The 21,283-nt window shown below is 60.0% G+C and carries 32 protein-coding genes and 1 tRNA gene; 11 read left to right on the top strand and 22 right to left on the bottom strand.

What is annotated here, in order from left to right:
- Window positions 1–452 precede the first annotated feature (452 nt).
- Entirely contained in the window at window positions 453–647 is a 195-nt protein-coding gene (locus tag CO667_RS21950; RefSeq protein ID WP_097620360.1) for a hypothetical protein, read from the bottom strand.
- A gap of 124 nt (window positions 648–771) precedes the next feature.
- Here CO667_RS21950 and CO667_RS21945 point away from each other — a divergent pair, with 124 nt between their 5' ends.
- The 3 genes from CO667_RS21945 to CO667_RS21935 all read left to right on the top strand — a co-directional run bounded on the left by CO667_RS21945 (window position 772) and on the right by CO667_RS21935 (window position 2,562).
- The gene (locus CO667_RS21945; protein WP_097620359.1) at window positions 772–1,497 is read left to right on the top strand and encodes a LuxR family transcriptional regulator; all 726 of its coding nucleotides are present in this window, start codon (window positions 772–774) and stop codon (window positions 1,495–1,497) included.
- 211 nt (window positions 1,498–1,708) lie between these two features.
- Window positions 1,709–2,374: an acyl-homoserine-lactone synthase gene (locus CO667_RS21940; protein ID WP_097620358.1), complete on the top strand. Its 666-nt coding sequence runs from the start codon at window positions 1,709–1,711 to the stop codon at window positions 2,372–2,374.
- Window positions 2,371–2,562, top strand: coding sequence for a hypothetical protein (locus CO667_RS21935; RefSeq protein ID WP_097620357.1), 192 nt, complete (start codon window positions 2,371–2,373; stop codon window positions 2,560–2,562). Before CO667_RS21940 ends, CO667_RS21935 begins: the two co-directional genes overlap by 4 nt.
- Window positions 2,563–2,682: 120 nt before the next feature.
- Here CO667_RS21935 and CO667_RS21930 read toward each other — a convergent pair whose 3' ends face one another.
- Window positions 2,683–3,051: a response regulator gene (locus CO667_RS21930; protein WP_097620356.1), complete on the bottom strand. Its 369-nt coding sequence runs from the start codon at window positions 3,049–3,051 to the stop codon at window positions 2,683–2,685.
- Window positions 3,052–3,272: 221 nt separating this feature from the next.
- Here CO667_RS21930 and CO667_RS21925 point away from each other — a divergent pair.
- Window positions 3,273–3,348 (top strand) — tRNA-Ile (locus tag CO667_RS21925).
- Window positions 3,349–3,484: 136 nt separating this feature from the next.
- On the opposite strand, the gene CO667_RS21920 is transcribed toward CO667_RS21925, so the two are convergent.
- The 3 genes from CO667_RS21920 to CO667_RS21910 form a co-directional block, all read right to left on the bottom strand.
- Entirely contained in the window at window positions 3,485–4,336 is an 852-nt protein-coding gene (locus CO667_RS21920; RefSeq protein WP_097620355.1) for a DUF4238 domain-containing protein, read from the bottom strand.
- 67 nt (window positions 4,337–4,403) lie between these two features.
- Window positions 4,404–4,688, bottom strand: coding sequence for a hypothetical protein (locus CO667_RS21915; protein WP_179874193.1), 285 nt, complete (start codon window positions 4,686–4,688; stop codon window positions 4,404–4,406).
- Window positions 4,689–4,790: 102 nt separating this feature from the next.
- Window positions 4,791–5,102: a hypothetical protein gene (locus CO667_RS21910; protein WP_097620354.1), complete on the bottom strand. Its 312-nt coding sequence runs from the start codon at window positions 5,100–5,102 to the stop codon at window positions 4,791–4,793.
- A gap of 296 nt (window positions 5,103–5,398) precedes the next feature.
- Between CO667_RS21910 and CO667_RS21905 the strand changes: the two genes are divergently transcribed.
- Together CO667_RS21905 and CO667_RS21900 are read left to right on the top strand one after the other, a co-directional pair.
- On the top strand, window positions 5,399–5,671 hold the full coding sequence (locus CO667_RS21905; protein ID WP_097620353.1) for a BON domain-containing protein: 273 nt from the start codon (window positions 5,399–5,401) through the stop codon (window positions 5,669–5,671).
- Window positions 5,672–5,858: 187 nt separating this feature from the next.
- On the top strand, window positions 5,859–6,146 hold the full coding sequence (locus CO667_RS21900; protein ID WP_097620352.1) for a DUF1236 domain-containing protein: 288 nt from the start codon (window positions 5,859–5,861) through the stop codon (window positions 6,144–6,146).
- 206 nt (window positions 6,147–6,352) lie between these two features.
- Here the strand turns inward: CO667_RS21900 and CO667_RS21895 are convergent, their stop codons facing one another.
- Window positions 6,353–6,979 (bottom strand): outer membrane protein, encoded by a 627-nt coding sequence (locus CO667_RS21895; RefSeq protein ID WP_097620351.1) that lies wholly within the window; start codon window positions 6,977–6,979, stop codon window positions 6,353–6,355.
- Window positions 6,980–7,115: 136 nt separating this feature from the next.
- Window positions 7,116–7,304, bottom strand: coding sequence for a hypothetical protein (locus CO667_RS21890; protein ID WP_097620372.1), 189 nt, complete (start codon window positions 7,302–7,304; stop codon window positions 7,116–7,118).
- A 253-nt stretch (window positions 7,305–7,557) separates the two neighbouring features.
- Between CO667_RS21890 and CO667_RS36375 the strand changes: the two genes are divergently transcribed.
- Window positions 7,558–7,767, top strand: coding sequence for a hypothetical protein (locus CO667_RS36375; RefSeq protein ID WP_097620350.1), 210 nt, complete (start codon window positions 7,558–7,560; stop codon window positions 7,765–7,767).
- 247 nt (window positions 7,768–8,014) lie between these two features.
- Here CO667_RS36375 and CO667_RS21880 read toward each other — a convergent pair whose 3' ends face one another.
- Window positions 8,015–9,220 carry a trypsin-like peptidase domain-containing protein gene (locus CO667_RS21880; protein ID WP_097620349.1) on the bottom strand — a complete coding sequence of 402 codons (1,206 nt, stop codon included), beginning with the start codon at window positions 9,218–9,220 and terminating at the stop codon, window positions 8,015–8,017.
- Between the two features lie 251 nt (window positions 9,221–9,471).
- Between CO667_RS21880 and CO667_RS21875 the strand changes: the two genes are divergently transcribed.
- Window positions 9,472–9,771, top strand: coding sequence for a hypothetical protein (locus CO667_RS21875; RefSeq protein ID WP_097620348.1), 300 nt, complete (start codon window positions 9,472–9,474; stop codon window positions 9,769–9,771).
- Between the two features lie 166 nt (window positions 9,772–9,937).
- Here CO667_RS21875 and CO667_RS35945 read toward each other — a convergent pair whose 3' ends face one another.
- Window positions 9,938–10,132, bottom strand: coding sequence for a hypothetical protein (locus CO667_RS35945; RefSeq protein WP_097620347.1), 195 nt, complete (start codon window positions 10,130–10,132; stop codon window positions 9,938–9,940).
- A 202-nt stretch (window positions 10,133–10,334) separates the two neighbouring features.
- Here CO667_RS35945 and CO667_RS35465 point away from each other — a divergent pair, with 202 nt between their 5' ends.
- Entirely contained in the window at window positions 10,335–10,481 is a 147-nt protein-coding gene (locus CO667_RS35465) for a hypothetical protein (RefSeq protein ID WP_179874192.1), read from the top strand.
- Window positions 10,482–10,543: 62 nt separating this feature from the next.
- Here CO667_RS35465 and CO667_RS21865 read toward each other — a convergent pair whose 3' ends face one another.
- Both CO667_RS21865 and CO667_RS21860 read right to left on the bottom strand, forming a co-directional pair.
- Window positions 10,544–11,095 (bottom strand): hypothetical protein, encoded by a 552-nt coding sequence (locus CO667_RS21865; protein ID WP_097620346.1) that lies wholly within the window; start codon window positions 11,093–11,095, stop codon window positions 10,544–10,546.
- A gap of 357 nt (window positions 11,096–11,452) precedes the next feature.
- Window positions 11,453–11,896 carry a GNAT family N-acetyltransferase gene (locus CO667_RS21860; RefSeq protein ID WP_097620345.1) on the bottom strand — a complete coding sequence of 148 codons (444 nt, stop codon included), beginning with the start codon at window positions 11,894–11,896 and terminating at the stop codon, window positions 11,453–11,455.
- A 197-nt stretch (window positions 11,897–12,093) separates the two neighbouring features.
- Between CO667_RS21860 and CO667_RS21855 the strand changes: the two genes are divergently transcribed.
- Window positions 12,094–12,834 carry an SIMPL domain-containing protein gene (locus CO667_RS21855; RefSeq protein WP_097620344.1) on the top strand — a complete coding sequence of 247 codons (741 nt, stop codon included), beginning with the start codon at window positions 12,094–12,096 and terminating at the stop codon, window positions 12,832–12,834.
- A gap of 354 nt (window positions 12,835–13,188) precedes the next feature.
- On the opposite strand, the gene CO667_RS21850 is transcribed toward CO667_RS21855, so the two are convergent.
- From CO667_RS21850 to CO667_RS21820, 7 genes are all read right to left on the bottom strand, one after another.
- Window positions 13,189–13,539, bottom strand: coding sequence for a hypothetical protein (locus tag CO667_RS21850; RefSeq protein ID WP_097620371.1), 351 nt, complete (start codon window positions 13,537–13,539; stop codon window positions 13,189–13,191).
- A 168-nt stretch (window positions 13,540–13,707) separates the two neighbouring features.
- On the bottom strand, window positions 13,708–14,010 hold the full coding sequence (locus CO667_RS21845) for a hypothetical protein (protein WP_097620343.1): 303 nt from the start codon (window positions 14,008–14,010) through the stop codon (window positions 13,708–13,710).
- A 128-nt stretch (window positions 14,011–14,138) separates the two neighbouring features.
- On the bottom strand, window positions 14,139–14,558 hold the full coding sequence (locus CO667_RS21840; protein ID WP_097620342.1) for a secondary thiamine-phosphate synthase enzyme YjbQ: 420 nt from the start codon (window positions 14,556–14,558) through the stop codon (window positions 14,139–14,141).
- Window positions 14,559–14,633: 75 nt separating this feature from the next.
- The gene (locus CO667_RS21835; protein WP_097620341.1) at window positions 14,634–14,987 is read right to left on the bottom strand and encodes a DUF1428 family protein; all 354 of its coding nucleotides are present in this window, start codon (window positions 14,985–14,987) and stop codon (window positions 14,634–14,636) included.
- Between the two features lie 109 nt (window positions 14,988–15,096).
- Window positions 15,097–15,696 carry a DUF922 domain-containing protein gene (locus CO667_RS21830; RefSeq protein WP_245433186.1) on the bottom strand — a complete coding sequence of 200 codons (600 nt, stop codon included), beginning with the start codon at window positions 15,694–15,696 and terminating at the stop codon, window positions 15,097–15,099.
- Between the two features lie 106 nt (window positions 15,697–15,802).
- Complete coding sequence (locus CO667_RS21825) at window positions 15,803–17,023, bottom strand: MFS transporter (RefSeq protein ID WP_097620339.1); 1,221 nt, start codon at window positions 17,021–17,023, stop codon at window positions 15,803–15,805.
- A gap of 149 nt (window positions 17,024–17,172) precedes the next feature.
- On the bottom strand, window positions 17,173–17,892 hold the full coding sequence (locus CO667_RS21820) for a Crp/Fnr family transcriptional regulator (protein WP_097620338.1): 720 nt from the start codon (window positions 17,890–17,892) through the stop codon (window positions 17,173–17,175).
- 133 nt (window positions 17,893–18,025) lie between these two features.
- Between CO667_RS21820 and CO667_RS21815 the strand changes: the two genes are divergently transcribed.
- Entirely contained in the window at window positions 18,026–18,271 is a 246-nt protein-coding gene (locus tag CO667_RS21815) for a hypothetical protein (RefSeq protein WP_097620337.1), read from the top strand.
- 161 nt (window positions 18,272–18,432) lie between these two features.
- Here CO667_RS21815 and CO667_RS21810 read toward each other — a convergent pair whose 3' ends face one another.
- From CO667_RS21810 to CO667_RS21795, 4 genes are all read right to left on the bottom strand, one after another.
- Entirely contained in the window at window positions 18,433–18,663 is a 231-nt protein-coding gene (locus CO667_RS21810; RefSeq protein WP_097620336.1) for a hypothetical protein, read from the bottom strand.
- Window positions 18,664–18,734: 71 nt separating this feature from the next.
- Window positions 18,735–19,133, bottom strand: a complete 399-nt coding sequence (locus CO667_RS21805; RefSeq protein ID WP_097620335.1) for a DUF427 domain-containing protein — start codon at window positions 19,131–19,133, stop codon at window positions 18,735–18,737.
- 128 nt (window positions 19,134–19,261) lie between these two features.
- Window positions 19,262–20,161: a DMT family transporter gene (locus CO667_RS21800; RefSeq protein ID WP_097620334.1), complete on the bottom strand. Its 900-nt coding sequence runs from the start codon at window positions 20,159–20,161 to the stop codon at window positions 19,262–19,264.
- A 270-nt stretch (window positions 20,162–20,431) separates the two neighbouring features.
- Window positions 20,432–21,238 (bottom strand): AraC family transcriptional regulator, encoded by an 807-nt coding sequence (locus CO667_RS21795; protein ID WP_097620333.1) that lies wholly within the window; start codon window positions 21,236–21,238, stop codon window positions 20,432–20,434.
- Between the last annotated feature and the right edge of the window lie 45 nt (window positions 21,239–21,283).

Below are 21,283 nucleotides of genomic sequence, written 5' to 3'. Positions count from 1 at the left end.
TTGCAACAAGAGAATCAGAAGGCAATCCCATAGGCAATTTTAAATGTGTGAATGCCATAGCCCCGAGGGGAGAAGAGATTTGGGGCAGCGTCTCGATTCCCTCCTCTTCCGTCATCCCAAGCGGCAGGCACCACGACTAGCGGGTGATGGGCGCTGCCGCCTGGCAGCAATGGCACAGTATAACCGTTTCCGCCAACCTCCCTGCTCCCGCTGGAAACTCTTCATCAAGCATATCTGCATAAATCCATGGGATAAGTGCTTTGCCTCCACCCGCCCGCGACATTGCCGCTCGACACTCTCTTTGCAAAATCGGAAACGGATGAGACTGAAAACGTGCTCGTTCGCGAAGCACTGATTCACGCGCCGCCAGGGGCGCCGCGGCGTCGATTCCGATGCCCGGACGATCCTGTTTATATCGGGGAAAAGCCTGAAATCCGCCGGGGCGGGCCATGTCAGAAGACGTTGTGTTCCTTGCAAAGCGCCCGGTGGACCTCGGTCCAGAACAGCGCCAGCGGGGTGTCGCCGTTGCGCTCGGCAACGAGGGCGCGGATCAGCGCTTCGGAGCCCGCCATGTCCTGCCAGCTGGATCTCAGGCCCTTGGCGGCCTGTTGGCATTCGGCAATCTCGAATGGTCTCTTGCTGTCCATATGAGGTCTCCTCGTGGAAAGGCGCTAGCAGACGGAGCCCGGATTGTCATTCCCCGCATATGTGGGGGTGCCTTGTATTTAAGACGGTCCTCACGGTAGGATTGAGGGAATTGGGGCAGTGGAAATGATCGAGAATACCTATAGCGAAAAGTTCGAACCCGCATTCGAACAGATCAAGGCCGCGGTCAATGTGGATGCCGCCATCCGCATTCTCCAGGCAGAATATGGCCTCGATTTCGTCACCTACCATCTCGCCCAGACGATCGCGGCCAAGATCGATTCGCCCTTCGTGCGCACCACCTATCCGGATGCCTGGGTCTCCCGCTATCTCCTGAACAGCTATGTGAAGGTCGATCCGATCGTCAAGCAGGGCTTCGAACGCCAGCTGCCCTTCGACTGGAGCGAGGTCGAGCCGACGCCGGAGGCCTATGCCATGCTGGTCGACGCCCAGAAGCACGGCATCGGCGGCAACGGCTACTCCATTCCCGTCGCCGACAAGGCGCAGCGCCGCGCGCTGCTATCGGTGAATGCCCGCATACCGGCCGACGAATGGGCCGAACTGGTGCGCCGCTGCCGCAACGAATGGATCGAGATCGCCCATCTGATCCACCGCAAGGCCGTCTATGAGCTGCACGGCGAGAACGATCCGGTGCCGGCATTGTCGCCGCGCGAAATCGAGTGCCTGCACTGGACGGCGCTCGGCAAGGATTACAAGGATATCTCGGTCATATTGGGCATATCCGAGCATACCACGCGCGATTATCTGAAGACCGCCCGCTTCAAGCTCGGCTGCGCCACGATCTCGGCCGCCGCCTCGCGGGCCGTGCAATTGCGCATCATCAATCCCTAGCCCGAAAATCAAGTCAGTTTCGGAAAGCACGATGCCCCGATTCACAAAGCCGGCGCGTCGGGGTCCTTGCCGCGCCCCGGCTGCACCTGATCCGATTCATCATACTTTTGGGCTAATCCCCTCATCTGGGGGGGCCTATCTGAGGGAATTTCCGATCCGGCCCGTCTGAACCATTCTGCTTTCCACGGACTTGCAAACGCTGGAGGGCAAAATGTTCGTTATCATTCAGGCACATGAGTATCAGAAATACGCTGCCGTACTCGATCAGATGTTTCGCCTGCGCAAGAAGGTTTTCGCCGAGACGCTCGGCTGGGACGTTCCCGTCGTCGGCCCCTACGAACGCGACAGCTACGATTCGCTGGCTCCCGCCTATCTCGTCTGGTGCAACGACAGCCGCACCCGCCTTTACGGCGGCATGCGCCTGATGCCGACGACCGGCCCGACCCTTCTCTACGATGTCTTCCGCGAGACATTCCCCGATGCCGCCGATCTCATCGCCCCGGGCATCTGGGAAGGCACCCGCATGTGCATCGACGAGGAGGCGATCGCCAGTGATTTCCCCAATATCGATGCCGGCCGCGCCTTCTCGATGATGCTGCTTGCGCTTTGCGAATGCGCGCTCGACCACGGCATCCATACGATGATTTCCAACTACGAGCCCTATCTCAAGCGCGTCTACAAACGTGCGGGCGCCGAAGTGGAAGAACTCGGCCGCGCAGACGGCTACGGCAAGTATCCCGTCTGCTGCGGCGCCTTCGAAGTGTCGGACCGCGTGCTGCGCAAGATGCGCGCCGCCCTCGGCCTGACCCTACCCCTTTATATCAGACACGTGCCGGCCCGCTCGGTCGTGACGCAATTCCTGGAGATGGCAGCATGAAACGCATCGTTGAAACCGCGACACAGAAAGACATCGGCATGCTGGAGCGCCATGTTCTCGCATCCCGCGACATCGCCACCCAGATAGGCGATCCCTTCCTCTCCTATCTCCTCTCGATGGCGCTGTTCACGATCTACGAAAAGAAGGCTCACCACGAGAACGAGGCGCTGAAGAGCAGCTTCGGCTGAGGGCGCGACCCCCTCCGCTGCACCCGAAGACGAGCATGTCTCCCGGCGCCTCGCGCGCAGCCGCAAAACCAGTCCCCGTTTTGCGGCTGCGCGCGCCTGTCATCTCATCAGCCAATCCCGTCACGTCATCAGAGAATCGATCGTCGAGATCAGTGCGTCGTGCATATAGGGCTTCGGCAGGAAGGCGGCATTGGCGGGCAGCGCCATCGGGTCGAGCCGCACCATGCCAGATGTGATGATGATGCCGATGTTCGGCCGCATCGCTCGCACCCGCTTGGCAAGCTGGAGACCGTCCATCGAACCGGCCATGTTGACGTCGGTGAACAGGATATCGACATCCTGCCGGCCCTTCAGCACCACCAGCGCCTCATCGGCATTCGCCGCCTCCAGCGCCACATGGCCGACATCCTCCAGCACATCGAGGACATTGAACCGGATCACCGGTTCGTCCTCCACGATGAGCACCACGGCACTGTTCAAAGCCACCATCAGCAATCGCCTTCTTCATCGAACACGATCTCACTAATTGTCGCCCGCGCGGCAAGGTTCCAGTGCCGGCATCGATGAAATATGCATCGTCCACAGATGCTTGCGCTCTCCGCTTGTGGCTCTCTGCAATTTGCGTTAGAGCGAACCGATGCTGCGGGAACCATTGCCCCGGCATCACGGTGCCGGCCTCCGGCACCAAGGCGCTGGACATCCGGCGCCGAGGGCCTGTAGCTCAATGGTTAGAGCCGGCGGCTCATAACCGCTTGGTTGGGGGTTCGAGTCCCTCCGGGCCCACCACTTTTTCCAGGCTGTAGCCGGACGCGAAATTCCGGAATTTTGACACTAGGTTCCGGAATTTTGAGAAACCTTTGAAGTGCCCTCAAAGGATGTTTTGAGACCTGTGGCTCGATGGAGGTGACAGATCTTATAATTGCTAGATGTCGGGAAACTCCCCGCTTTTGGACGCCACGTATAGTGATGCGTTCCTGAATTGAAGCTGATTTAATGGCGCTCGATCACAAGCACCCAAGATAATTGGCTCGCTTATTGTTCTGCCGATATCGCCCCTTTTCGCGTCCATCCCCGTTGCAAGATAGATACCCAACTGAGGCGATATTGGCAGAAAGACTTCGGACCCATGCCAAGTGATGGAGAAAGGCGCTACTACGTTCGAAGCAGGTCGACTTCTTTTATTGACCACGGAAACCGGATCATCCCCCAATAAGAACTCGCTTTCATGCAGCTTGTAGAGATAAAGATCGGCGCGCTGCAGGACTGCGGCCAGGTTGACGACTTCAATTGGCATCGCGACCAACCTCATATCCCTCAAAGAGTCTTCGCCATCAGCTGCCTTTCCGAGCGGACGCATCTTGTTTGTGGGGTGAGGCAATGTCGGAATGAGCCTGCGCAGGTGCTCCTGCTGCTTTAGAAACCTCGAAGGCGTTCGATACCACTGCAAGACAACGAATTTCACGAGTTCGAACCGTTGCTCGGGCTGCAGATCCAGGCGTTCACTCTGAACGACATTCTTGATGATATCTCCAGCGGGTGTTTCAAAGAATCTATCGAGCACCTGTTCCACATCAGGCACAACCTGCTCTTCTGGAAGATCGCCGAATTGAGGCAATCCGTCCGGCACGATTCGGTGGAAGTCACGTAGCGAAAAGGACCTTGCTACGGTGCCCCCAAAGATGCGACGAGTGTCTTTTTCCATCAAGTTAAGATGGACCCCATCGTGCGAGAATTGTTGCAAGAGTAATCGAGGGACAAAATGGTGCGCAGCCATTCATTGGAACCCTTGCGAATGGCGCGCGGCCAAGGCCATCCAGAACATCCGCACTATCAATCTTCCTTTAGCCCTCGATCAACTCATTCGCATTCGTACCCTTTCCCCCACCGATCGAATAGGTCAATTCGACAGGGTGAACTAGACACCCATCGAACAGCCTGCGGATCTCAGGCACATCGTTTATCGACAGGATGAAGCGGCCTTTTAGCTGGCGCAGGCGAGCCGCCATAGCCTCGAACTGGTCGCGCGCAAAAAGCGCTTTCCCATAGTCACCTTCGTTCCCGAACGAAGCCGGTGCGCCCCGATGGCGCGCGCGTTTCTTTCGGAGATGGATGGAGGTGCTGTTCATCTGCACTCTTTACTACAACGGCAAAGGGCGGAAAAGCCGCCGGCCGGTGATGCCGACGGCGCGCTAGTGGGGCGCCAAGGTTGGTGTCCGCGGCAATACCGACTAAAAATCAAAGTACACGGTCACACCTGACCGACGACGATAGGGGTAATCGTCGCGGTAGCCGTAATAGTCGCGATGGCCGTAATACCGCTGACGGTAGCACGAGCCGTAATACCTGCAGTCGCGGTAGGCGTGCCGCCGTTCCCAGTGGCGATTCGCGTGCCATTTATGATGTTTCCGGTGTTTGACCTGCTCGACGTCGCCGGTGTGCACATGTACTGCGTTCGGCACCACGATCGGTGTGGCGTTCAGCGGCAGAGCGAAAGATGCAGCCAACACTATGGCTGCGAGTGACGAAAAAAGCATCTTCATCGGCGCATCCTTTCAGGCTGTGAGTCTGGGTTAACAGGCATTAACCTTCGATGAACGGCCCAGCGGCGCGAAGTCTTCACTTGTGTGCCTGTCCACTATTCCGACCGTTTGCATTGCTATTCATTCCCCCTATGGATCGACAATCTGGTGCCCTTCAACAGGGCTGGGGAGGCATCTAAAGCGGATGATACCGAGAGAAAGGCGGACTTAAGTCGGACTGGCAACTCCAGGCCCTGCTGCTCATATTAGCCTTGAGGCATGTTGAAGATCCGTGGAGGGCGGATCAGGAGGAGACTATGAAGTTCGGCCCCGACAACTACAATCACGAAGAGCGCTGCTCGCAAGGCCACAGTTCAGCATCGACGATCGCAACCATCGAGGCAGCCCTGTCCGCAAATCCGGACATCGACAGCAGCGCCATCGAGATCCGGATGCTCGGCCCTGTCGTCCTGCTCGAAGGCTATATCACGAAAGCCGCAGACCGCGACAAAGCCATCTCGCTTGCGGCGATGATCGTCGGCGAGGAGAATGTCCACGACCGGATGCTGAGCCGCTTCCCGACGCAGTAGCGAGCGTTATTCCGCGAGCTCGGACGTACCAAGAGGGATGGCGAAAACCTGCGCCTCCAGAATGCGTCAATCTGACCCGGAAAGTGGATGTGACTATTTAAACATGCCCACAGGCATTCCGTGTAGCGGAGGAACTATATCTTATCGGAGGCGTTCACCGGGACACTCAAGATCCTGGGAGGATAACATGAAAGCACTGGTCATCTCTGCGGTATCGGTTTTTCTGTCACTCGGAGGAGCGGCGGTCGCGCAGACGACGACGGTCGTCGTCCCTGGCGAGGTCAAGACCTATGTCCAAAAACAGGAAACGCCATCCGTCACCTTTGAAGGTGACGTCGTAGTCGGTACGCCGCTTCCTGACACGGTCGAGATCCACACAATCCCCGATCAACCTGATTACGGTTATGTGGTCGTCAACAAAAAGCGCGTGCTCGTCAATCCGAAGACCCGCGCGGTGATTGAGGTCATCCAATAACTTGAAAGCATCGCGGGCCTCTTTCCAAGGCCCGCGATGCTTTATCACCTTCCTCCGCATCAGGTGCCGTTCGCTCGGCGCGCGAGAGTTGAATTCAGTTTGGCATCCACCGCAGCGAGCTGCATCAAATGACGTCGTTGCCATGAAACGCAGAATAAGCCCCGCTTTTTTGTGGGGCTTTTCTACTGCTGATCGACGGACAGTTTTTAGAACTTCACGCCGATTCCGAACTTGAGTTCGTGCTGGTCGAGGTCGACATCAACGCCGAGAATGTCTTTCTCGCCGAAGTCGTTATATCGGTACTCTCCACGCGCGAAGATGTTGTTGGTGATGGCAAAGTCGACGCCAGCGCCGACAGTGTAACCGTTGAAGGTCTCCGTTTCCTTGTCGAATCCCGGCAGGTCCACGTATCCACGCGTGGCGGTCCATCCAGCTGCGCCATAAAGCAGCGCTCTGTCAAAGGCGTAGCCGACACGACCACGAACAGCGCCGGCCCAATCGGTCCCAACGTCCGCCCCCAGCGCTTCCTCTTCGTTCCAATTGTATTCGAGATTGCCCTCGATACCGACAACGATGTTGTTGTCGAACTGGAAATTGTAACCCGCAAATCCACCGAAGACGCCGCCGTTGAAATCCTGAGAATCGCTGGCGCCGCCGACGCTGAAGTCACCGTTCAGCCAACTGGCGCCGCCATCGATACCAAGATACGGGCCTGACCAGCTGAAAGCTGGCGCAGCCGCAACAGGTGCGGCCGGGACGTCCTGCAAGGCATCCGCTGCAAACGCGCTCGTTGCGACAAGTGCTAGAAAAATGGTGGCGATCGTTAGCTTCATCTTCGTTTACCCCATGTCTTGCAACATATTAGATACGGCCCAACTCAACAAATAGCTGTAACGCTAAAGACACACTCGCAAAACTATATGGTAGAGAACATATGCGCCAAAGTGATCATGGCAAGTATCGCGCCCGCTAATAACTGCAGGACCGCCCGTCGCTGGGTCTAAACCCGTCCGCGCAGGCCGGGTTCAGTGGACGACCCTCATGATAGTAGCCGCCGATCGATGAAGTCTGATCGAGACTTCCGGACGAGGCGCAGGCCGAAGTGATCGTGGCAAGGCTGATCAGGCCGGTCGCGATAAATGCGAAAAATCGGTTTATCTGAGCTTCTCCCTCGGAGGGATGTGGCTTTTCTTCCGCGCAAACAGACTTCTATATTTGTTGCAAGATCGCGCGCCGGACTGCGGCTAGAAGTATGCGCCACCGTTGCCAACTATCGGCTGTGGAGACTTACCGAGAATGATCGGAAACTTCGCGTTCGTCCTTCAGCCTGATCGTCGAGCCACCTGCCTTTCGATCGAAGTTGTGGTACTGATTAATGGATGTCGTTGTTCTCGGGAGGGGGTAGCAATTCATGGTCGTTCACAGGGATATGACTAGCGACGAATGGAAGTGGCTTGTGCGCCTTTGCCAACACGAAGCGGATAGCATTCCTAAGGAAATCGAAGCGCGGTTTACCGAACTTGGTCTGTTGGGGCCGAATGGTCTTTCGGACAATGCCAGGAATCTGGTTCAACATGAACTGCTGGCGGAGCGTCGGAACAGACTGCAAGGACTTCACTGAGTGATAACTTAGACGCCAAGCAGGTGTCCAAAGCGGTGATGTTTATTGCGGCACGGCCCACGCCGGAAATGAGACGCTCCATGAACCAGTTTTGACTGGCGTTCTGCCGTGGACATTGCTTGTAACCCCAGGTATCGGCGCCATCGAAGACCTGACCACGGTGGAAGTTAACGCCGGATAGACAATTTGGAGGCGGTTTCGTCATCGCGTTGCGAGCGAGTCGGCTCGGTGAGGGCGTTCACTGTTTTTACTTAATCCCCAACTCCACACCTTTAGTCGCCTTAGGCCGGCCGATCGTGTCCTTAAGCCAGCATTCGGATTTTTTGGGAACATAGGAAAATGCCTTGCAAGCATTGTCGCCGATACAGGCAGTGAAACACTGTAAATAGTTGCTGCCTCTTAAGCGCTTATAGTCTCCGCCGGGGAGATCGATGCCGGAATAGCTCGTGAAATCAGACACGATCACATCGGCTGCCTTTGACGATGCATAGGCGGCCACCGCATCCGAATTCCTTATCAGGGCGACAATATTGTTCTTCAGAAAGCAAACGCCGTGCTTGGTGTTGTAGGTAATCGCCCTACATTGGCCGTCGCCTTCGCAAATCTCGCGGCATCCTGAATAAGTAACATCCTTAACGGCTCGGTAGTCGAAGCCGATCGCGTCATAGCCGCGAGCATCGATGAACGAGGCAGTTGGCGGTGCGGGTAGATTAGTCGTGGCGCTTGGCATGTTGGCCGACGCCTGTTCCTGTTTCTCGCCGTAGCAGAGTATCTGGAAAACCGAGGGCGTGATCTTGTCGGCCAGGTCAGCGGTCGAGATCGGCTGCTGATCCGCTGCGCGGTCTCCAGATTGCCCGGTAATGTTTTGGGACTGGAGGAAAAGGTCGGCAACCGAGGCACGGATAGCGAAATTCACGTTCTGCGCCGTGATGCCGATCTCGTCCGCGAGTCCCTTGGACAGCGTCGCGCTGGTGATGCCCATGAGAAAGCCATCGCGGTCAACGACCGGCCCGCCTGAATTGCCGGGCTGGATCGGTGTCGAAATCTGTATGTAGCGGGTGTCGTTTCGAAGCCCCGCAAGCGCGTTGACGTTGCCTGTGGTGACCTTAACTGAATCCGACAGCAACGTCGCCAGGGGAAAGCCTATGGCTAGGATGTCCTCGCCGAGGCGCGTTGGTGCGTGACGGAACACAAGAGGCTTCAAAGGCTCGGCAGCATTGACCCTCACCAAAGCCAGATCGTTCGTGGCGTCGATCCGCGGGTCGGCGGCATCACCCTTGCCCTTCACTTCGATGCGCGTGCATCCCTGGACGACGTGCGCATTGGTCAGCAGCCACCCATCGGTGGTTACTGCGAAGCCGGTCCCCGATGACGTCGGGCCGCCGGCAAGACATAGGGAAGCAAAAACAGCGGAAAAGAAACTGCTCCAAAAGACGCGAGACAAGGTTGCCATCTGAATATCCCCAGCCAGTCGGAGACTAGAACTTCCGGCGGGTGCTTTTCAACCATCTCTTGCAGTCAGCCTTAATGGAGTTGCAGTTGAGTGATCTAAGCTGCCGCCGGATGAAAGCCCTCAGAGCGGCTTCGCTTAACCTTGCCGGCTAACCATTTTTGGTAGTTTCGGCGCCATTGCTGCACCGCACGATTTACGCGAAATTTGCAACCTGATACCCCAGCCCTTGGGTTGAGGATATAGGGCACAAAATGCAATCTCCGCAGACGATTGAAGAACTCCTTCGCGCCGTCGCCGCCAAGGGCGGGAAACTTGACGGCCTTGGGTTCGCCGACGATGAAATCGTGAAGCAAGCGCGCTCCCAAGGTCTTGTTGACGTCGATGCCGGCAATGCATGGACAATGGTCGACACCGTGAGGCTAACTCCCACGCAGCGGCTGGTGATGGGCCTGCCTCCGATCGTTCAAAAACCTTCCGTTCTCGCACTGACTCTGCATGCCGTTGCTACAGCATTTGCCAAGATTTTTGGAAGCCGCAGACCTCTGCCTTGATTTATCAGGCGGCGAGAACGCCGCTATCTCTCACATACTTATATCAAGCCTGTAGAGGATATAGACTGAACCAATCCGCACAGGCTGGCCTTCCCGCACAAAAATCCGGTTCCTCAAAGGCCGCGTTCGCCATTGGGGATACGCTCAGATCTGCCACCGAATACGCCTAATAACTACAAGAACGCCCATCGCTGGGCCTAAACCCATCGGCGCAAGCCGGGTTGAGCGAGCTACTCTCGTGATAATAATAACCGCCGCCGATCGACGACGTCTGATCGGGGCTAGTGGAGGTGCAGGCCGAAGTGATCGTGGCAAGGCTGATCAGCGTTCCGGTCGCGATAAGTGCGAAAAATCGGTTCATCTGAGCTTCTCCTTTGCAGGGGCATGGCTTTAGCCGAAGAGCACAATTTATAGCGGTCGAGCGCCCTGGACAGGTCCTCTTAACGTCAATGTGATCGCCATGCACACGTGCGCATAGCTGTCATGCCAAATTGCCCATTGCGACGGCAGCTTGAGCAAAATATATGCTGCCGGCTAACAAAAAAAAGAATGAGTGAACTGCCATGAGTGCCATACAGAAACTTTTCAATCGCCGGCTCCTGAGCCGTTTCGTCAGCGGTCTCGGCGCTGTTCCCCAGCGTTTTCGCGACGCACGCGAAGAACGCAAGCCCGCCATCCATCCATCCTTCATGGATGATTTCGGCGCCTAGCCGTCAACGCGTCCGCTGGCCAGCGGATAAGTCAAACGACCTTATCCCGGCCGGCCCTCCCCTCAGTTCACGACAGGTGCAGCCGGTTCGCCCCAGCTGGAAATGGGTTGGCCGCCCTTGGTCGCCACCCTGATATCATATAGCGCGAGCGAGGCCTGGAGCTGCCGCATGTCGTTGCAACGGTTGATGATGCCGCCGATATATTGCACGCAGTCGCTGGCGCTGCCCTGCACCGAGCCTGTGGCCCAATCCTTGACGATCCCGTCGGCGCCCACCAGGAAATAGGAAAGCCGGTTATTCTCAGAAACGGTGGAGCTGCCGACCAGGCCGACGAAATTCGTGCCGGTCTCGGTCCTGGCGGCGGGCGCCATATGCCGGTAGATCGTCATGCCGTTTGTCAACGGCGTCGCGCCGATCATCGGCCCGAAGGTCGCTTCGGAACCGGAAAGCCGCGCCATCGGCGACTGACCGAGATTGGCGATCTCCGCATAGGGCTTGCCCAGCGCATAGCTGGTGTAAGAGCGATTGGCGGCGTTCTCCGCCTTTTCCGCCACTTGAGAGCAGCCCGCCAGGCCGATGGCGAGGCCGATCGAAAGAATTGCCATGAATCGCATGCTGCCCCCTTGCCGGCCACACCGTGTGCTGTGCGGCCGCCGCTTGTTCCTTAACCCGCCTTATTTGCTATCACGGATTTGGGAAGCGGTCGCGTCGCCACGTTGGTTTATGCAATTGTTTGCTTGCAGCTTTACCGGCGTGCCATGTGAGCTCCCTCTGCCCTGCCGGGCATCTCCCCCACAAGGAGGGAGATTGGCTGGGCGCGATGGCTTCCCCAAACTAACGGCCGTGACTGAACCGTAGATTTCGGGCGAGGCATGGCTTCTTGCCGATCTCCCCAGGGCAGAGGGGGTGGCCACGGCACCCCCTATTCCTCTCGCGCACTTCGCCGACATCGGTCATGCCAACGGTCCTGATCAGGCTGCGACGGAGAATTCCTTGCGGAACCAGATCCGGTCGACAGGCCGGCCTGCGGCATGCCCGCTGATCCTGCCGAATTCGACATATCCAAGCTTCGGGTAAAAGTCCGGCGCCTGGGTCGAGAGCGTGTCGACGCAGGCCGTTACGGCGGCGCGGCGGCGCCCTTCTTCTTCCGCCGCCGCCATCAACTTCGTGCCGATGCCACTCAACCGCAGCGATTTTGCCACCCACAGATTGCCGATGAAAAGAATCGAGAAGGAAACGGACGCCGTTATTCCGGCAGTAAGCCCTCCATTCTCTCGCCAGACGATGGCGAACGCCTCACGCCTGATCTCAGCGCTCTCGTTGAAGGCAGTCAGGCCGTCGGAAATCGCAGTTGCGATCTCAGGCGGAACGGGATCAAGGGTTTCGAACATGGTTTCCTCATCGATGATCGCCATAGGATAGCGACCCATCGGTTCCGGTCCAGCCGTTTTCCGCTTTTAAGGGTCAGCCGACGCCCTTCCGGCGCAAGCTCTAACGCAGGCATCTCAGACATTTTTCTCGCGATGCGCATGCGCCTATCTTCTCCGCCGCAATAGCTTCACAATCAACCGACAGAAAGTTCATCCGGGAAACGACAACTAGGGAATGAAACATGGCGCCGATTCTTTCCAAGACACTTCTGATGACTGCCCTTCTGGCTCTGCCGCTTGGCAGCGCAGCGCCTGTTTTGGCGCAGGAGGCAAAGCCGCGCGAGGCGGTGATTTCGGTGACGGGCGATGGCGAATCGGCCGTGGCTCCGGATATGGCCATCGTCAATCTCGCCGTCGTCAAGCAGGCAAAGACCGCCCGCGAAGCGCTCGACGAGAACAACAAGGCGATGAACGAGGTGCTGAAGGCGCTGAAGGACGGCGGCATTGCCGAGCGCGATCTGCAGACCTCCGGCTTTTCCATCCAGCCGCAATATAATTATCCGCAGCCGGTCGACGGCCAGCAGCAGCAACCGCAGCTGATCGGCTACCAGACGATCAATTCGGTCACCGTCAGACTGCGCGATCTCGCCAAGCTCGGCCAGGTCATCGACCAATCCGTCACGCTCGGCATCAACCAGGGCGGCGACATCCAGTTCACCAACGACAAGCCGGAAGCGGCGCTCGAAGAGGCGCGCAAGAACGCCGTCGCCGAGGCGGTCAAGAAGGCGAAGACGCTGAGCGAAGCCGCCGGCGTCAAGCTCGGCCGCATCCTCGAGATCAACGAGAATGTGCCGCGCGCCATGCCGCAGCCGGTCTATCGCGCCACGATGATGAAGGAGGCCGGGGATTCTGCCGTTCCCGTCCAGGGCGGCGAGAACAACTACAATGTCAGCGTCACCGTAACCTTCGCGATCGAGCAGTAGAAATGAGGGCGCCGCGTGTCTTTTCAGGCGCGCGGGGCGGCCGGGGCCGCCCCTCATCCGCCTGCCGGCACCTTCTCCCCGTAGACGGGGCGAAGGGACCATGCCGCGACCTCTCCGTTCCCACCTCGCTCCCGCAGGGCACGTCCCCTCGCCCCGTTTTTACGGGGAGAGGGTTAGGGTGAGGGGCAGCCGTTGGGGCGCGAGCCAAAGAGGCGTGGGGCAAGGCCGAGGACGACGCCGGAGGAAAGGGCGCAGTCAAACTGAGCGCAAAAGAAAACCGCCCTTGCCGATCGGGGAGACTGGCAAAGGCGGCTTTTGCAGCGCCGCACGTCGTTTAGACGGGCAGGCGGTATTTCATTGATATCCGCGACGCAGCGCGGGGCAGCCGCGGACGTTGCCGAAGCTCATTTCGCCGGGGCCGCGACGTGTCCAGCCCTGGACGATGACGCGGCGCGGTGTGATATCGACGACGCGGGCGCGGCGGAAGCCGTAATCGCGGGCCATGTCTTCGGCAAGGCGCGGATCGCAGCCGCGCGGCCGGCGGCCTTCGAAGCCCGGAGGCGGACGGCGGTAATCCCGCGGCGCATCACGCTCCTGATCGCCGATAATGATATTCAACTGGGCGGCGGCAGGCGCCACCGTGCCGGCAAGGGTGCCGGCTGCCAGCATGACGGCAAGACCCGCCTTTGCCAAAAACTGCATCATCGAAAAACCTTTCGTTTTATAGTCGGTGCGGCCGCGCCGCGCTCCCCCCGCATCACGCCGAAGCGTCATTGGGAATCACTCATACGGATTAGAGAAAAGACGCCGGAAAGTGGCGCCGTCAAGGCAAAACGGCGGCAAGGGCTCGTCGGCGCTTGCCGCCTTAGTATCTTAGCGGCGGATCAGCGGGCAGCCGCGGACATTGGCGAAGACCATTCTGTCCCAGCCGCGACGGTCGCGCCCGGCAACGACGACGACGCGCGGCGACATACGGGTGACATGCGCTCTGCGCAGGCCGTAATCACGCGCCTTATTCACGGCATGCATCGGCGAGCAGCCACGGATCGGCCGATGGTATTGCGCCTCGACGACGAAGTTCGTCTGCGGTCCCGCGGCTGCCGTGGAAACGGTGGCCGGAACGGCGCCGAGGGCGAGCACTGCGGCGAGGCAAGCCTTGGTGAGGAAATGCGTCATGGGTATCTCCGTCGGTTTGTTCTTTGTCTTTACGACTCTCCCTTCAGGGATTGTCTCGACAGTAACCGCGGCAAACTGAACCGCGTTCGAACCGCACATTCAGTTTGCGTTCAGAAGGATTAATCCTTTCAGGGGCTGAGATGCAGCACGATTTCGCGCCGGTGCGGGCGATCGCGGTGTTCGAAGAGATAGAGGCCCTGCCAGGTGCCGAGCATCAGCCGGCCGCGCGCGACCGGAATGCCGATCGAGACCTGTGTCAGCGCCGCCTTGATATGCGCCGGCATATCATCCAGCCCCTCGTCCCTGTGCACGATCCAGCCCATCGAGGGATCGGAGGCCGGCGGCACCAGGCGGCGGAAAAAGGAAAGAAGGTCGGTGCGCACATCCGGATCGGCATTTTCCTGGATCAGCAGCGAACAGGATGTGTGGCGCACGAAGACGGTGAGAAGCCCCTCCTCCCCAGTCGCGCTGACGAAGGCCTCCGCCTGGTCGGTGAATTCGTAAAGGCCCTGTCCGCGTGTGGGCAGGGTAAGGATCGTCTGGGGCAAGGCGCTCTCCCATCTCGGAATCTTATCGCCGCGAGTTGGCGCGCCCTGACCAACAAGTCAACGCTGAACACCGCGTCAGAGCCTGAGCATCTCCTCGAAGCCGCCATAGATCATCCGCTTGCCGTCGAACGGCATCTGCCATTGGTCGCCCTTGAGCCTCGGATCATCCATCACCTTGGCATTGATATCGTCACGCTCCTGGCGCGAGCCGTAGACGATCCAGGAAAACACCACCACCTCGTCATCCTTGGCCTGCACGGCGCGGGGAAAGGAGGTCAGCTCGCCATAGGGCACGTCGTCGCCGATGCATTCGACATATTCGAGCGCGCCATATTCCTTCCAGATCGTGCCGGCGAAGGTCGAGAATTTCTTGTAGGCCTCGACATTCTCCTTCGGCACCGCGACGATGAAACCATCGACATAGGACATTGCATTCCTCCTCTCGCGTGTCTGTTATTGCGGAGGAGATAGGAGCCTTGCCAAGCGGGTCCAGTCCGCCGGCGAGCGGTTAACCGCGCCACCTATCAGCTCGGCCCAATCAGGGCCCATTCACCAGCTTGAGGATGAGCTGCTGGATATTGCCGCCGTCGCCCATTTCAACCTTGTCGAAGTCGCGACCGCGCTGGCGTTGTCTCGCGGAGATCTCGCCGAGGCGGCGGGTGAGCTCGATCCGGATCTTCTTGCAATCGGGGTCGTCAGCAACGGTGAGGCCGATGCTCGCCGTCTCGATTTCCTTGACCATCTCCTTGATGGTTTCGCCATGCACCCGCTCATGCGCCGCAACGCCTGATATAAAGCTCTCCCAGCTGCTCTCGACGACCGCCGGCAGCGCAGCCGCCGGCTTCGGCAGCGTATAGGTGATGATGAGCTTCGGCCGGTTGGTCGTGATCACGCAGGCATTGCCCTGCGGTTCGTATTTCCGGGTCCAGGTCAGCTTGAAGGTCGTATGCGCGATCACCCGGCCCGTGACCCCGGCCTTGGGCCCGCGCGCCCCGATCGATTCGTAGAGTTCGGCGCCTGACTTGCCGGAGATCGAATAGGGCCGCACCTCTTCCACCGCCTGCCATTCGGCCAGTGCGGCAGCCGGCGCCAAGGCGAAAACCGCCGCCATTGCATAGGTTAGAAAACATGTCGTCACACGCGGCCCCCGCAGGTTAATGGTTCGCGCGGACCCTAACGGGACCGCCTCCCACTTTCAACGCACCCGCTTTCAACGCACCCACTTTCAACGCGGCGGGCATGTTTCAGCCCTGCAGCGTCTTGACCTTGGTGAGATCGGGAAAGAGCCGCATCCATAAGAGCACGACGACGATGGTCCCGAGCCCGCCGACGAGACCGGTGGCGACCGGCCCGAGCACGGCGGCCATCATGCCGGATTCGAATTCGCCGAGCTGGTTGGAGGTGCCGATGAACAGCGAGTTGACGGCACTGACGCGGCCGCGCATCTCGTCCGGCGTCAAGAGCTGCACCAACGAGCTGCGCACGACGACGCTCACCGTATCGGAAGCGCCGACGACGAGCAGTGCGGCGACCGAAAGCACGATATTGGTGGACAGCGAGAAGACGATGGTGGCGACGCCGAACACCGCGACGGCGACGAGCATCTTGCGCCCGACATTGCTCTCGAGCGGCCGGCGGGCAAGCACGATCGACATGGCGAGCGCGCCGATCGCCGGTGCGGCGCGCAGCAGGCCGAGCTCCCAGGGGCCGGCATGCAGGATATCCTTAGCAAACATCGGCAGCAGCGCGGTGGCGCCACCGAGCAGCACCGCGAAGAGATCGAGCGAGATGGTGCCGAGCATGACGGGCCGGCTGCGGATGAAGGAGACGCCGGCAAAGACCGAGGCTAATGTCACCGGCTCGCGCTTGGCAGGCGCCCACTGCATGCGGATCGAGATGACGTTGAAGCTCGCGACGGCAAACAGCAGCGCCGCGATGGCAAAGGGCGCGACGGGGTTCAGGCCGTAGAGCAGGCCGCCGAGCGACGGGCCGATGATCAGCGCCGTCTGCATCATCGAGGTGGAGGTGGCGACCGCCTTCTGCAGCATCGCGGCCGGCACGATATTCGGCAGCAGCGCCGCCATGGTCGGCCGCTCGAAGGCGACGACGGCGCCGAGCACGGTGACGGCTGCCAGGATGCCGGCCGGCGTCAGCCATTGCTGCCAGGTGGCAATCGCCAGCACCAGCGCCGTCAGCGCCTCGATCAGCTGGCAGATGAGACCGATGCGCCGCCGGTCGAACCGGTCGGCGATATGGCCGACGACGAAGGTCAGCACCGCCATCGGCAGGAACTGGCAGAAGCCGACGAGGCCGAGCGCAACGGCGCTGTGCGTCTGATCATAGATCATCCAGCCCATGGCGATGCCGATGGACTGAAAGGAAAGTGAGGAAAAGACGCGGGAGGCGGCGAAGTTCAGATAGCCGGGGTGGCGAAGAACGCTCCCCGGGCTTTGGGATATGTCCATTGCGATGTCACCGGCCGGCTGCGGTCGCGCCGGCCTTCATAAGAGTTTTTCAGAAGATCGGAGCGGTGTTCTGCCCGAATGGACGAATTGTCAATCACCATGAGCCGGTGTCACCGAATTGTGTGATGTCTCGGCCTTCCGACCCGGTCTTAGCGCGGTTCCCTGGAGATGCTGAGATAGCCGGGGTCGAATTCGGCGATTTCCTGCAGGCGCTCCCAGTCGACGATGGTGATCGTTCGGTTCTCCCAGGCGAACACCCCCTCCCGCCTCAGCGCCTGCAGCGTCTTGTTGAGATGGACGACGGAAACGCCGAGCACGTCGGCCATCTCGATCTGCGTCAACGGAAACTGGAAGCTTGCGCCCCGCGTCCGCTTGACGACCTGCAGCCGCACGAAGAGTTCGCAGACGAGATGGGCGATATGGGCGCGTTTGGAGCGCCGGCCCATGGCGACGATCCATTCCCGATGGATGGCGCCATCGACCAGCGTGTCGAGCCAGAGCAGCCGGGTCAGGTGCGGCATGCGCTCGGTGATCGCCCTGAGGTCGGCGTGATCGGCAAAGCCGACATGACAAGACGACAGCGCCACGATGCCATGATCCATCTTCTTGATCGGGAAAGCGTGCAGATCGACGAAATCGCCGGCGACATGCAATGCGGTGATCTGGCGGCTGCCATCGGCCATCAGCTTGTATCGCGCCGCAAAACCATCGAGCAGCAGCGTGCTGTAGGGCGGCCGGCTCCCTTCGGAGACAAGATCCTCGCCGGCCGCAAACAGCCTGTCCTTGACGATGATCGATCTGAGCAGGCTTTCCTCTTCCGCCGACAGCACATCGCGGCTTCCAAGATTGAGCAGCAGGGATTCAATCACAATCCTGCCCGCCGCTATCGTAAGTGCTCCGGATCATCTCGATGCGACCTGTATTTTCTATAGGAATCAATGCCTGGCCTCGGGAACAATTGTCTTCATCTGTGATTTCCCCTCTGACGCGCAGGGAAAAAACATGGCTCGCTACTATTTCGATCTACACAACGGCGAAGGTCCCACGCGCGATGAGCACGGCACCGAGCTCAGATCTCGTGAAGACATTCCGAAAGAGGTGACCCGCATCCTGCTGGATGTGGCCCGCGACGAACTGCCTGCGGGCGATCGCATGACAATCGCCATCACCGTTCGCAACGAGAACGGCGATCCGGTCACGGTTGCCAGCCTCGTCTTCAACAATGAATGGCTCGACGACTTACGCTAGCCACTGCCGTTTAGGGTCAATCCGACTCGGTCGATGGACGCGACGCTAAGACCCGCCTTCACAGCCGGCAATTAAATTTGACATAGTTTTGCGACTGCTTTGGCTGGGTCGACAGGCATTCGCAGACGGGGCATGTCCAAAGGCGGGCATGTCGATCGCGGCTATTTCGCTATCTCTTCGAGAACGAGCCGGATTTCCGCGAGCGGCCGCCGGCTTTTATCGAAGAGTTCGACCGACAGCATGTTGAGCGGTGCCGTCGGCAGGCCTTCGGCGGCCATCTCGGCGAGCACGCGCCGCGCCTCCGCTTTCGCAGCCTCGATGGTGTCGAAATCATATCCCGTCTCGGTCCCGACACCGTCCCGATCGAAAAGCTGAAAGTAGAATTTCGGCACGACACATCCCCCGCTAGATCAGCCTAACGGCCCGGCGGCAAACATGTTCCGCCGGAACGGCCGGCGCGTCGTCAGAAAGCGCCGGCTTCCGGAGAGGCCATTTCCTCGATGCCGTCGACGCGGTCGGGATAAAAGGCGAGATGGTCCTTGATATTGCTGACCGCGGCATTCGGCGCCTCGTAGGTCCAGACGGCATTCTTCGAGCGCTCGCCGCCGGCAATGATGCTGTAATAGGAGGCATCGCCCTTATAGGGGCAATGACTGCTGTGGTCGGTGCGCTGAAGCAGCGACATGTCCACATCCTTCCGCGGAACATACTGCACCGGCGGATAGGAGGCCTCGCGCAGCGTCAGCGCATTATGGGTATCGGCAATCGTCTTGCCGCCGAGCGTAACGACGACGCGGGAGGGATTGTGCTCGACGGTGATCGGATGGTCCGGCCCCGGGATCTTGATCGTCTTGTCTGACATGGTGGTTCGTCTCCAGGAGATATCGGCCCCATGGAGATAGGGCGGGCATGCCGCCTGCCCAAGGGTACGCCGGCGCGAAGTTCGTGAAAGACCTGCCATATCGCATCGGAATGGCTGAAGCGCTCGGTCTACCCTCCGCCTGTCGCTTTCATCGCAGCACGCCGCCCGGCAAGAGCCAGCCCGAGCACGGCGGCAAGCACGCAGGCGATGCCGGCGATCTGGTTGAGCCCGACCGGCTCGCCAAGGATGATAAAGGCAAGCATGACGGCGGAAACCGGGGCAAGCGCGGTGAAGAGCGCGGCTTCCGTGCCGCTCACCCTTTCGGCGCCGGCATACCACAGCAGGAAGCCGCCGACGGTCGGCACCAGCGCATAATAGACGACGGCGGCGACAGCACTTGCGGAAATAGCGTGCGCAAGAGGCGCTTCGAAGACTGCCGGGATGCCGGCGACGATGAAGCCGATGCCGGTCATCAGCGTCGACTGGGCAAGCGGCGCAATCTCCGTCTTCAGCCTCTTGTTCAGCAGGATGAACAATCCCTCGCAGATAACCGCCAGGAAGATCAGCGCATTGCCGGAGAGCGATCCGCCGGCCGCCTCCGGCGTGAGGGCGATCGACAGCACGCCTGCCGTCGCCAGCGCCACGGCCAGAAGCAGGCCACGCTGTGGCCGTTCGCCAAGCAGCAGGATGGAGATTGCGGCCGACACCACCGGCAGCGTGCCGATGATGACGCCGGCATCCGCCGCCGAGGTCAGGCTGAGGCCGGAAATCAGCAGCGTCGTATAACCGACGCTGCCGGCTCCGGCCTGAATGATGAGGATGAGGCCGTCACGCCTGGAGAGCTTCGGCAGCCGCGCGCCGGTCGCCCGCATCAGCACGAGAAAGACGGGAAAAGCGATGGCGAAGCGCAAGGCGGTGGCGCTGAACGGCGGCAGGCCCGATGCGATGAGCTTGCTCGCGATAACAGTGCTTCCCACCGTCAGCATGGCCAGCGCCAGATAGAGATAACCTTGAACCTGTCTCGACATTCCGCGTCTCCTGTTGGATGCGCCGAGGAAACAGCAGGGATGGTTCAAGGTCTTGAACGAAATTGCAGGCATAAACCAAAGAACCAAAGCGCCGCGGCCAGCCCCGTCCTCCGAGGCCCCTTACGGGGCCGCCTCAGGATGAGGCTGGAGAGAGGTGGCGGCCCGCGGCACCCACGATCAGCCCTCATCCTGAGGTGCCCCCAAGGATCATCCTGAGGCGCGCAGGCCAGAGGCCGGAGCCTCGAAGGACGAGGGCGGGTGGCTGGGCGCTCAGAGAAAGCCGTCGGCATAGAGGCGCGGCGACAGGCCGTATTTGCGAACGAAGACGCGCGTCATATGGCTCTGGTCGGCAAAGCCGCTGGCAAAGGCGGCTTCGGCCAGCGGCATGCCCTGAGCGATCAGCCGCCTTGCAATATGGATGCGGGCCTGGACGAGATAGGCATGCGGCGTCAATCCCGTCGCCTTGGCAAAACCGCGCAGCACCTGGAAGCGACTGAGCCCGCTTTCCCGGGAGAGATCGGCAAGCGATATGGCCGCAAGCGGATCGTCATCGATCCGCTCTCGGGCCGCGCGGATCGACGCCGGCACCGGCGGCCTCTGCTCACTACCGCCGCGCTCGCGCATGACATCGGCGACGAGTTGCAGCAGCAATTCCTCGCAGAGCAGCCCGTCGGCCGCTCCATCGCCGGTCACCACCCGGGACAGCATCTCGAAGCGGGCGGCGATCGCGCTGTTGCGGATGACGGGATGCGGGATTTCCGATCGCCCTGCCCCGTCTTCACCGATCTCCCGCGACAGACCGGTGACGATCGCGGGATCGAAATAGAGGATGCGCCAGGATCGTCCCTTTCCGATCGGCGCGCCGTCATGCACCTCGTTCGGATTGACCGTGATGATGTCGCCGGCCTCTGCCTCCACCATGCCGCGGCCGCTGAGCGACTTCTGTGCCCCTGATGAGACGAGGCCGATGCCGAACTGCTCATGCGTGTGCCTGCTGAAGCTGTGATGCGTTTCCGCTTCCACCGCTTCGACGCCTGTTAGAAGAGAGCGCAACATCCTGAACTGGTTTTTCGCCATCGTCTGTCCGCAGGTCCGATCACCAAGCACTGTGCCAGCCGCATG

This window comes from Rhizobium sp. L43 (genome assembly GCF_002531725.1).
Lineage (GTDB): Bacteria > Pseudomonadota > Alphaproteobacteria > Rhizobiales > Rhizobiaceae > Rhizobium.
Note: the sequence above shows the minus strand (reverse complement) of the source record. Positions and strands in the feature narration are given on the sequence as shown.